Origin of the sequence: Flavobacterium rhamnosi, assembly GCF_048286515.1 — a bacterium.
Taxonomy (GTDB): domain Bacteria; phylum Bacteroidota; class Bacteroidia; order Flavobacteriales; family Flavobacteriaceae; genus Flavobacterium.
The window spans coordinates 53,020-64,008 of record NZ_JBLVPS010000024.1 but is presented as its reverse complement, the minus strand read 5'-3'; the positions used below and the strand labels follow the sequence as shown (position 1 = coordinate 64,008).

General features: G+C 33.1%; 9 protein-coding genes. 5 read left to right on the top strand and 4 right to left on the bottom strand.

Going from position 1 to position 10,989, the window contains the following annotated elements; translation table 11 throughout:
• Positions 1-293: 293 nt before the first annotated feature.
• Positions 294-1,553 carry a mechanosensitive ion channel family protein gene (locus tag ACNQGN_RS16165; RefSeq protein WP_417988866.1) on the bottom strand — a complete coding sequence of 420 codons (1,260 nt, stop codon included), beginning with the start codon at positions 1,551-1,553 and terminating at the stop codon, positions 294-296.
• Positions 1,546-1,830, bottom strand: a complete 285-nt coding sequence (locus tag ACNQGN_RS16160) for a DUF3817 domain-containing protein (RefSeq protein WP_417988865.1) — start codon at positions 1,828-1,830, stop codon at positions 1,546-1,548. Before ACNQGN_RS16160 ends, ACNQGN_RS16165 begins: the two co-directional genes overlap by 8 nt.
• Before the next feature lie 146 nt (positions 1,831-1,976).
• Between ACNQGN_RS16160 and ACNQGN_RS16155 the strand changes: the two genes are divergently transcribed.
• The 4 genes from ACNQGN_RS16155 (at position 1,977) to ACNQGN_RS16140 (ending at position 6,952) form a co-directional block, all read left to right on the top strand.
• Entirely contained in the window at positions 1,977-2,504 is a 528-nt protein-coding gene (locus tag ACNQGN_RS16155; RefSeq protein WP_417988864.1) for a DUF6155 family protein, read from the top strand.
• A 105-nt stretch (positions 2,505-2,609) separates the two neighbouring features.
• Positions 2,610-4,148 (top strand): DEAD/DEAH box helicase, encoded by a 1,539-nt coding sequence (locus tag ACNQGN_RS16150; protein ID WP_417988863.1) that lies wholly within the window; start codon positions 2,610-2,612, stop codon positions 4,146-4,148.
• Between the two features lie 89 nt (positions 4,149-4,237).
• Entirely contained in the window at positions 4,238-5,575 is a 1,338-nt protein-coding gene (locus ACNQGN_RS16145; RefSeq protein WP_417988862.1) for a DEAD/DEAH box helicase, read from the top strand.
• 96 nt (positions 5,576-5,671) lie between these two features.
• Positions 5,672-6,952 carry an NAD(P)/FAD-dependent oxidoreductase gene (locus ACNQGN_RS16140; protein ID WP_417988861.1) on the top strand — a complete coding sequence of 427 codons (1,281 nt, stop codon included), beginning with the start codon at positions 5,672-5,674 and terminating at the stop codon, positions 6,950-6,952.
• 13 nt (positions 6,953-6,965) lie between these two features.
• On the opposite strand, the gene ACNQGN_RS16135 is transcribed toward ACNQGN_RS16140, so the two are convergent.
• Together ACNQGN_RS16135 and ACNQGN_RS16130 are read right to left on the bottom strand one after the other, a co-directional pair.
• Positions 6,966-8,195, bottom strand: coding sequence for a multidrug effflux MFS transporter (locus tag ACNQGN_RS16135; RefSeq protein ID WP_417988868.1), 1,230 nt, complete (start codon positions 8,193-8,195; stop codon positions 6,966-6,968).
• Positions 8,196-8,361: 166 nt separating this feature from the next.
• Positions 8,362-9,099 (bottom strand): NUDIX hydrolase, encoded by a 738-nt coding sequence (locus ACNQGN_RS16130; protein WP_417988860.1) that lies wholly within the window; start codon positions 9,097-9,099, stop codon positions 8,362-8,364.
• Positions 9,100-9,571: 472 nt separating this feature from the next.
• Between ACNQGN_RS16130 and ACNQGN_RS16125 the strand changes: the two genes are divergently transcribed.
• Positions 9,572-10,954, top strand: coding sequence for a carbohydrate porin (locus ACNQGN_RS16125; RefSeq protein ID WP_417988859.1), 1,383 nt, complete (start codon positions 9,572-9,574; stop codon positions 10,952-10,954).
• Positions 10,955-10,989: the final 35 nt, after the last annotated feature.

Here is a 10,989-nt window from a genome sequence, read left to right as displayed (position 1 = left end):
TCTTGTGGACATGTAGATAATGCGGATCTAAACGCCGCAAATAATATTTTGGAGAAAGGGCAATTTCTCATGGAAGCTAAAGTAGCCTGTTGAGGCAAGCTTTTTCCAAGAATCCTCCACGCTTAAGCTGGAGAGGAGTTGTCAAAAAAAAGGGATCGTGATAACGAAATCCATATAATAGCTAATCTTCACCGCAACTAAAGGTCTTAATGCGATTGGTATCATTTAGATCTGTTAAATGCGGCAAGGACCTAAAAAATAATTTTCATGATTAGATATGATTTTAAATTCCTTTATTTTTGATTCAGTGCACTTTCATTTATTCCTTCAAAAATCTCTAAATCGAAATATTTTACAGCAGCAATGATATGATCAAAGATATCGGACATAATGTATTCATAATTCTCAAATCGTTTGTCATGTGAAAAAGCATAAACTTCAAGAGGAACGCCATTGGAGGTAGACTGCAGCTGCCTGCAAAGTGTAATCATATCTTTGTTTAGTCCCGGATAATTATGAAGATATTGTGTAATATATTTTCGGAATAACCCTAAATTAGTCAAATTCCTACCGTTGATTGCTAATGATTTATCAATTTTATTTACGGAATTATAGTGATTAATTTCTACTTTTCGAGTTTCAATATAATCCGAAATCAACTGTATTTTTTGCAACTCATTTAATTCTGGTTCTTCTAAAAACCGAATGCTGCTCGTTTTAATAAGAATGTGTCTTTTTATACGGCGTCCGTCAGAATTAAGCATTCCGCGCCAGTTTTGGAAAGAATCAGAACTTAAACTGTAGGTTGGAATTGTAGTAGTGGTATTGTCGAAATTTCGAACTTTTACAGTAGCCAGATTGATTTCAATCACATCTCCATCTGCGCCAAATCGGTCCATCGTTATCCAATCGCCTATGCGAACCATGTCGTTTATAGAGACCTGAACGCTGGAAACAAATCCTAAAATTGTATCTCTGAAAATTAAAATGATTACAGCAGAAACTGCTCCTAAAATGGTTAAGAGTTCTTTTTGATCAATATCAAATAATTTTGAAATAATAACCGTAATACCGACTGCCCAAAGAACAATCATGATGACCTGAATAAAGCTATCAATCGGCTTATCGCTGTATCTGGGCTTTAGCTTTAAATAATCTCTTAAAGAATTGAAAACAGTGCGAATTATCCATAAAACTAATATGACGATATAGATTCCAACTAATTTTCCAAAAAAAACTTCCCAATATTCAAATCGTTCTAAGATTACGGGAACTGATTTGTAAATAAATAACAATGGAATTAAATGGGCGATGTATTTTGCTGTTTTATTGGTAACGAGTAAATCATCGAATTTAGTTTTGGTTTTTTGGGCTATAACGGCCATAATAGTAACTAAAATAAGACGAAAAATAAGGTAAATGACATATGCTAGCACACACAAAACAGTAATGTTTATTAGCAGGCTCAAATAGGAAGCTGAAGAGCTCCCTAAACCCCAATTTCGAAATACAGGATATAGAAAAGTGAATATTTTTTCTATGTATTTATACATTTTGCAAGTATTTCTTTTCTACATAAAACGTCCCAAAAGGAAGTATAGAGGCCAAACAAATGATTCCAAATTTTTTCAGGTCCCAATTTTGTCCAAACTTTAGTAGTATTGCCAAGATAATATAGCTGATAAACAAAAGTCCATGTGCCATCCCTATTGGAAATAGCAATGTTTTGTACAAAGCAAGATTTGTTGGTTTCACTACCAGCATATTCGAAAATAAAGCTAGATAGGAAACCCCTTCAAGTAAAGCGATAATCTTAAAAATTTTAAGCATAAAAATTAAATTTGAGGATAAAAGTAAAAAAATAGGTTCTGAAAACCTTACCAACTATTTTATTTATGCCAAAATTAAGTATTATCATTGATTTAGGAAGTATACATTCCCAAAGTAATTTACTTTTGTATTCTTAAACTTTGATAATGAGCAAACGTGATTTAAAAAAATACTTAGCCGACCTGAATAAAGAGCAACTCGAAGAACAAATTATTGAATTGTACGAGAAATTCAGTCCCGTAAAAGTCTATTATAATTTTGTTTTCAATCCAAAGGAAGATACACTTTTACAGGAATGCAAATTAAAAATTTCAAATGAATATTATCCTATAAAGAAGTTGGGAAGACGCAGCAAGCCAAAAATGCGACGCTCGGTTGCCCAAAAATACATCAAGCATTTCTCGCTTTTAGGAGTAGATCCCTTTGTAATAGCTGATCTAATGCTCTACAACATTGAAATTGCTCAAACATTCTCTTCGGAACACATCATCAAACAAGATTTGTTTTTCAAAAGCATTTACAATTCATTTGAACAAGCTGTAGTTTTCTTGATTGCAAATGCAATACTAAACGATTTTAAAACAAGAATAATAGCCATCCATAACGAAACTATACTTCAAAAATGGTACAATGAACCCGAATTCAACGCCATTATTGAGCGTTTTGAGTACTAGTTACTGTATAAATCATTTTTATTTAATCAATCGTGTTTTTTTTAATTAAAATTGACAATTAAACTGTTTTTTAGGCGTATTTTTGCAAAAATCCAACAATAAGCAATGTCCCAAAACACTTTAGAAATAGAAATAGAAGACAAAAAAGAACTTTATGCATATCAAAAAGGCGACATTGATGCCATCTTTGAACGCATAGATAATGCTCCGCCACAACATCATTTGTTATACCAATTGCCTACTGGTGGCGGGAAAACAGTTGTGTTCTCGGAAATTGTACGCCGTTATTTATCACAACACGATAAAAAAGTGGTTGTTTTAACACACCGAATTGAATTGTGTAAGCAAACTTCAAAAATGTTGAAGGGCTTCGACGTAAAAAACAAAATCATCAACAGTAAAGTAAAAGAACTACCGGATCAAAACGATTATTCTTGTTTTGTCGCTATGGTGGAAACTTTAAAAAACCGTATCAATGATGAAAAATTGCATTTAGATAATGTAGGATTGGTAATTATCGATGAAGCGCATTACAATTCATTTAGAAAATTATTAAGCTCTTTCAAAAATGCATTCATATTAGGAGTTACAGCGACACCTTTAAGTTCAAATATTAAATTGCCAATGCACGAAAGCTACGATGAATTAATCGTAGGAGACACTATTAGTTCTTTGATTGAAAATGGATTTTTAGCAAAAGCAGTCACGTATAGTTATGATGTTGGTTTAACTTCATTGAAAGTTGGTATCAATGGTGATTACACGGTAAAATCATCTGATGATTTATACACTAATATGGCCATGCAGGAAAAATTATTACATGCCTATACGGAGAAATCTTTAGGAAAGAAAACTTTGATTTTTAATAATGGGATCAATACATCTTTATATGTATATGAAACTTTTAGAGAAGCCGGTTATGCGATTCGCCATTTGGACAACACCAGCAATAATGAGGAAAGAAAAGATATTTTGCATTGGTTTAAACATACTCCTGATGCTATTTTAACATCGGTTGGGATTCTTACCACAGGTTTTGATGAACCAACAGTAGAAACGATAATTTTGAACAGGGCTACAAAATCATTAACATTATATTATCAGATGATTGGTCGTGGTTCCAGAAAACTACCTAATAAAGATACTTTTAGTGTTATCGATTTAGGAAACAATGCAGCTCGATTCGGATTATGGAGTGAGCCGGTAAACTGGCAACATATCTTTAAATCACCTGAGTTTTATTTAGAAAACCTACGTGATGATACGGAAATCGAATTGTATTTTAAATACAATATGCCTCCAGATGTACGAGCTAAATTCAGTAAGACGGAAGTAGTGGCTTTTGATGTCGATGAAGAGCACAAACTCATAATTGCGCAAAATTTACGATCTAAAGTAGTTCTTGAAAAATCGTTAGAACAGCATGCGGCTATGTGCGTTGATAATTCTGAAACTTTGCAGGAAGCTAAAGCATTAGGGAAGTTGTTAGATGATGATATCGATTGTCGTATCAAACGCTATTCTAAATGTTTGAGCCAATGCAGCAAAAATTACCGGGAATGGCTCGTTGACGATTACAAATTAAAATTAGTATTGTTAACTGGTAAAAAATATCGTGAAAAAATCATGAACGAACCAGATTGATCCCTAGAGGTGTACTATTGTACATCTCTTTTTTAATTAATATCCTGTTTCAAAAACAACTTTTTTATAAAATTATAAAATAACAAAAAATGCCAAACCAATTCTCTAATTTAGGAATTTCAGCACCCATACTAAAAGCGATTACCGAATTGAAAATTGTTGTTCCAACAGAAATTCAGCTAAAAACAATTCCGCTATTATTATCAAATACAACGGATTTAGTTGGACTTGCCAAAACGGGTACTGGAAAAACTGCTGCGTTTGGATTGCCAATTTTACAATTAATAGATTCCACTTCTCCCGTTGTGCAAGCAGTGATTCTTGCACCCACAAGAGAACTGGGACAGCAAATTTTTAAGAATTTAGAATCTTTTGCTAAATTCATGCCGGAAGTTTCTATTGCAGCAACTTGTGGAGGAATTCCAATTAAGCCACAAATAGAAAGACTTGCATTACCGACTCACATTGTAGTGGCAACACCTGGACGTTTAATTGATTTAATTCAGCGCAAAGCTATAAACTTAAAAGAAACCAAATTTCTTGTGCTTGATGAAGCCGATGAAATGGTTACAATATTGAAGGAAAGCTTAGAAGAAATCATTGCCGAATTACCTAAAAATCACAATACTTTTTTATTCTCGGCAACAATGCCTGGAACCATAAAACAACTTATTCAGAACTACCTAAACAAAAACGTAGTGCAAGTAAGTGCTAATATGGAAACAGTAGGGAATCAAGGTATTGATCATGAATTTATTGTTGTTGATCCGATTGAGAAACTGGATGTTTTGATGCATTTTTTAAATTCTAAAGAAGGCGAACGCGGAATTATATTTTGTAAAACAAAGGCAGCTGTTAATAAATTGGCTAAAAACTTAGCGATTAATAGGTTTTCATCAGGAGCATTGCACGGCAGTTTGTCACAAGGAATTCGAGACAGAATCATGGAGCAATTCCGTGAAGGACATATCAATATATTGGTGGCTACAGATTTGGCAGCAAGAGGAATTGATGTAAAAGAAATTTCTTATGTAGTTAATTATCATTTACCGGATGTTTATGAAACATACGTCCACAGGAGTGGAAGAACAGCGAGAGCAGGAGCAAAGGGACTTTCTTTAACGGTTTTGCAACCAGAAGAAGTGGTAGAAATCGCCGATTTTGAAAAAGAGCTGGGCATCAAATTTGTTGAATTTAAAAAACCAACCGTTGCCAGCATTGAAGAAAACAATACCTTATTATGGGCAAAACAAATTTTCAAAACCAAGCCCAATCATGATGTTGCTCTAGCATTAAAAGAAAAAGTAAAAACAGTATTTCATCATTTGACTAAAGAGGAACTAATTGAAAAATTATTGGCTAACTATATACTTCAAAACAAAAATGAGCCTTTAGAAAAGCCGGTTAAAAAACTAAAAAAGAACTAAAATTTAAAGTTTTTTTAATAATTGATGTTTTAATAGCAACCGTAAATAGGGTATATTTATGACTGTTTTTTAAATTTTATACTATAAAAATACGATATGGAAATTATAATAATAGGAGGAGGATTTGCAGGGTTAAATCTTGCTAAGGAACTAGTAAATGAAAAAGGAATTAATGTAACGCTCGTTGACAAAAACAATTATAATTTCTTTCCGCCACTTATTTATCAGGTTGCTACCGCTTTCTTGGAACCTTCAAGTATCAGTTACCCATTTAGGAAATTTTTTTCAGGTAAAAAAAACCTACAATTTCGCCTAGGAAACTTACTAAAAGTAAATCCTTCAGAAAACAAAATCATTCTCAATAATGGAGAGTTAAAATACGATTACTTAGTTTTTGCTACAGGTGCTGAAACCAGTTATTTTGGAATGGAAAACGTAAAGAAAAATGCTATTCCTATGAAAACACTGAATGATGCTATTGTAATGCGCAATACATTATTAAAAAATCTAGAAAAAGCGGCCATTTGCAAAGACATTCGCGAACGTAGAAAACTTTTAACTATTGTTGTTGCTGGTGGTGGTCCTACAGGTGTTGAAGTTTCGGGAATGTTCGCTGAGATGAGAAAAAATATATTACTTAAAGAATATCCCGAATTAAGCACTACGGCAAGTAATATTTATCTAGTCGACGGAGCCAATGCCGTATTATCGCCAATGAGTAAAGCTTCACAGGAAGATACCCTGGAAGCGTTAACAAAATTAGGCGTTGTCGTAAAATTAAATAATACTGTTGTGGATTATATCGATGATACAGTATATTTCTCTAATGGTGAAACGATTCAAACTAAAAATTTAATTTGGGCAGCAGGAGTTTCGGCAAAAGTTTTTGAAGGAATTCCGGCTGAAAGTTATGGTCGCGGAAAAAGAATGGCAACCGATGCTTTTAATAAAGTTAATGGTACTGAAAATATCTTTGCTATAGGAGATACCTGTATTCAACTTACAGATGTTGATTTCCCAAATGGCCATCCACAGGTAGCACAAGTTGCTATTCAACAAGGAATAAATTTGGCCAATAACTTTAAATTAATGAACCAAAATAAGCCACTAAAAGCCTTTAAATATAATGACAAAGGTTCTATGGCTATTATTGGAAAAAACAAGGCTGTAGTTGATTTACCAAAACCAAAAATGCATTTCAAAGGATTTTTTGCTTGGATAATCTGGCTATTTATTCACCTAATTTCATTGATAACATATCGTAACAGGATAAAAACATTCTTTAACTGGATGATTGCTTATTTTGCAAAAGATCAATCCTTACGAATGATTATAAGACCCGACAAAAAAATAAAGGCAGAACCAAAACAATGCTAGATCAAATTCATAATTAATGAACTATTGCAATTCCTTCATCAGGAGAAGTTGCAATAGTTTTTTTTATGTTTCGTTTTCCAAAAATCAAAATGATTAATGCCAAAATTGTGGTGACTGTTATAATTACAACCATAGGCAACATGGTATCTTTTACAAAAACTCCTACAGCAAAAGACGCCAAAGCGCCCAACCCTAACTGAATAGCACCCATCAAAGCCGAAGCACTTCCAGCATTTCTTGGAAAAGGAGCAAGAGTAAGGCCCGCTGTGTTTGGATTGGAAATTCCAAGGCAAGCCAGGAATAAAAATAACATAGCGATAGTTCCGTATAGACCCAAAGACCCGTTTATTGCCAAAATTAAGAATAAAATGCTAATGACTGATTGCGTAATCAATGCACCATAAATCATTTGCTCACTTGTAAATTTCCTTAATAATAACGAATTAATCTGACTGGCACCTATAAAACTTAACGACATAAAAGCAAATATCCAGCCGTACGTTTTGGCATCCACTTTGAAAATATCCATAAATAAAATAGGCGAAGCCGCAACGTAAGTAAACAGACCTGAGAAGGCTATAGCTCCAGTAAATGCATAAGTATAGAACTGAGGTTCTTTTACAATGCTGACAAAATTAGTTATAATCGGTTTTGGTTTTAAAGAAATTGAAGTGTCTGGTTTAAAAGAGTTTGGCAATCCAATCTGAGCTGCTAGCAGAATCAAAATCCCCATACACATTAGTATAAAAAAGACGGTGTGCCAACCATAATCAGCTGTTATATATCCGCCAACTGTAGGTGCTAACATTGGTGAAAGCCCAACAACCAGCATTAATAAAGAAAATACTTTAGGAATATCTTTAACAGGAAATAAATCCCGAACCATCGAAACTGAAGCTACAGTTGCAGCACAACTACCGATAGCTTGAATAAAACGCAAACCTATAAAAGTATCAATGTCTGTTACAAAAGCACAACCTAGAGAAGCTAAAATGTAAACGATCAATCCTATAAATAGAGGTTTTTTTCTGCCAAAACGATCTAATAATGGACCATAAAGTAATTGTCCGGCAGAAATTCCAATAAAATAACTTGATAATGTCATGGAGACATTGGCAACAGAAGTATTTAAATCTTTTGCAATTCCTGAAAACCCAGGCAAATACATATCGATTGAAAATGGACCGAGTGCTGTTAATGAACCTAAAATTAGAATTAATTTTATATATTTTGTTTTTGTGATTGATTTATCGGTCATCAAATTACTTTTTTAATTTTTTGCAAAGGTAAATAATTATGATGCGAATCGAATCACTTTCTGCGGTAATATTACAAATTGAAACCAATCTATACTATCAAAATAACATAGAAATTGTTCAGCAATACTATTTTTTATTCTTAATGCTACCCTAAATATTGATTAAGGACGTTTCCTTATAAATTTTTTGATAAACATCTTTGCTAAACATAAAAAGCTGAGAAGGTCTTTTTGAAACTCCCACTTGTTTTTCATCCAACTCAATGATGTATTTCTTTGTCAATAGTTTTCTCCTGAAATTTCGATTATCAATACCATTTCCAAATATCGATTCATACGTATCCTGCAATTCCTTGAAGGTGAATTTATCGGGCAAAAGTTCAAAAATAATAGGTTTGTACAGTGCTTTTTCTTTTAGATCAGCATATGCTTCATTGATGATGTCCCTGTGGTCAAACCCTAATTCAGGCAAATCATTAACCGGAAACCATTGTGGATTGTATTGATTATTTTCTAAAGTAACCTCTTGTGTTTTTAATAAAAAATAATAGGCTATAGTGATCGTCCGTTGGTTAAAATTTTCATTTTTTGCCCAAATAATATCTTTTTCATTAATCAAACGATTTGGATCTCCAAAAACTTTAAATTGTTTTTTATATACATTATCAAGTCCTGTTAACTCCTTCAGGACCCTACTGGCAGTTTCATCTATGGTTTCGTTTTCAAATGTATGATACCCTGTCAGAACAAAATCGTTAACTAGAGGTTCCTGATTTTCGGTAGATTCTAAATAGCGCTTTATCAATAATACATTAAGTGATTTTGTATTGACGTCAAAACCAAAAACGACGCAGTCAACAGATATATTTGGAATTATTTTAGACAGCATATAGCGAAGGATATAATTATATTTATTGAAAGCTTGTAAAGTTTTTGTTTACTCTTTTAATAGTACAAAACTAATGATTTATTTGCAATAACATATTTGTTATATTGTTTTTCATTTTATTTATTAATCGTCACTATTACGTTTTATATTATTTGTAACAATTTACTTGTAATTTATTAAAAAACCACCAAATAAGCAATAACTTTAGTTATATTAAATATTTATTTACTTTTTTTTATTATAAATTAAAAAAAAATAATACATTTGAAAAATAATATTCAAAATGACGCTTAATAATAAAAAGCAATAAATCTAATTTTAGTCTCAAATTTTATGGAACAGACAGACAGATGTATTTAAGACATTAACAGTACTAAAAACCAAGTTGTTTATTAAATCCAATACCAGTTATTACCAACCTAGAATCGTTCAATACATTTTGTTATAGCCTAAATTTAAATACTACTGTTACATGCAAAAAGCATTTTCTATCTTTCTTTTTTCAACGCTCTCTATACATGCTTATTCACAGGTTGTAATAACTAATTCTAATTTTTCATTGGGAACAACCGGTCGTATAGGAGTTGGAGTATCTCCAAATGGCGAAGGAAATATGTGGAAGCCATTAAATTTATCAGGCCAGGGTTCATTAGCAGGACGAATGGAACAAACTGATTATGTAGATATATTGCCTGCAGTACACTTCACACCAAAGATTATTGGAAAAGATAGCACAAATGTGACCTTCCAGATGCGTTTGGGAATGTACGCTGCCAACGGACAGTTTGTGGGAAATGTAAGTTCTCGGTCAAATAATGGTCTAACCTTTATTCTTCCCGAAGCCTATATTGAAGCAAGAAACATTATGGGAAGCAAATGGTCCGCATGGGTAGGATCCCGTTTTCGTCGCTATGACGATATTCACATCAGTGATTATTTTTACTTCGATGATCATTCGGCCCAGGGTTTCGGGGTAAGCCATAAAAACACCGAACTTACGATGTTGATGCCTGCTTCAGCAGATTCTACAGGCGTTTATCCTTATAATTACGAAGTTACTGTTGCCGGTGCAACAAATCCAGCTATTCGCCAACGCATGGTTTGGATTGGAGAGCACAGTATTCATTTGAAAAATGACAATGTAATTAAACTTTTGGCCGAATTTCATTATGTTTCTGCGAACTCAAAAAATACTTCTAAAAATTATTCATCTGACAGGGGCTGGGTGGCTGGAATTAAATACAACAATCCAATTAAAACAGCTTTACCAGGTTCATTTAATCAATTTTCTGTTCGATATGGTTCCGGAATTGCAAATGGAGGTGACAACGGAAACACTTTCACATGGGCTACATATGGTGTGCCTGATACAGAAGGAAAATATACTAATGCATATTCTTTTACTGTGGTAGAACATTTTCTGTTAAACCTCTTTCCAAAATTTAGCATTAATGGATACGGTGTTTTCACAAAAAGCAAAGGAGGTTCTGCCAATACCAATATGGATACTTATTTTAATGGAAATCAATTGTACAATCAAAAAATGGATTTCGTAGTAGGTTTCAGAAGTCTCTATTATGTCACTAAGTGGCTACACTTAATTGAAGAAGTACATTACGCTGTTCGAAAAGACGGAACTAACCCGGAGGCAGCCCTGTGGAAATTTTCCTTTGCTCCGACAATTGTGCCATTAGGAAAAAAAGATCCGTGGAGCCGTCCTCACATCCGTCTTGTTTATACCCTAGCGCACTACAACGATTTTGCCAGGGATCATAATTACTCTCCTTATTTGCAAGTGAATCAAAAAAGTTGGGGTTCTTATATTGGAGTAAAAACAGAGTGGTGGTTATTCTAAAAAAGCAAATCTTAAAATAAACAAATTTAAAATCA

Bases quoted from the DNA above. Each gene is read 5' to 3' on its own strand.
- ACNQGN_RS16165 (WP_417988866.1), bottom strand. From the start codon at position 1,553: ATGTATAAATACATAGAAAAAATATTCACTTTTCTATATCCTGTATTT.
- ACNQGN_RS16160 (WP_417988865.1), bottom strand. From the start codon at position 1,830: ATGCTTAAAATTTTTAAGATTATCGCTTTACTTGAAGGGGTTTCCTAT.
- ACNQGN_RS16155 (WP_417988864.1), top strand. From the start codon at position 1,977: ATGAGCAAACGTGATTTAAAAAAATACTTAGCCGACCTGAATAAAGAG.
- ACNQGN_RS16150 (WP_417988863.1), top strand. From the start codon at position 2,610: ATGTCCCAAAACACTTTAGAAATAGAAATAGAAGACAAAAAAGAACTT.
- ACNQGN_RS16145 (WP_417988862.1), top strand. From the start codon at position 4,238: ATGCCAAACCAATTCTCTAATTTAGGAATTTCAGCACCCATACTAAAA.
- ACNQGN_RS16140 (WP_417988861.1), top strand. From the start codon at position 5,672: ATGGAAATTATAATAATAGGAGGAGGATTTGCAGGGTTAAATCTTGCT.
- ACNQGN_RS16130 (WP_417988860.1), bottom strand. From the start codon at position 9,099: ATGCTGTCTAAAATAATTCCAAATATATCTGTTGACTGCGTCGTTTTT.
- ACNQGN_RS16125 (WP_417988859.1), top strand. From the start codon at position 9,572: ATGCAAAAAGCATTTTCTATCTTTCTTTTTTCAACGCTCTCTATACAT.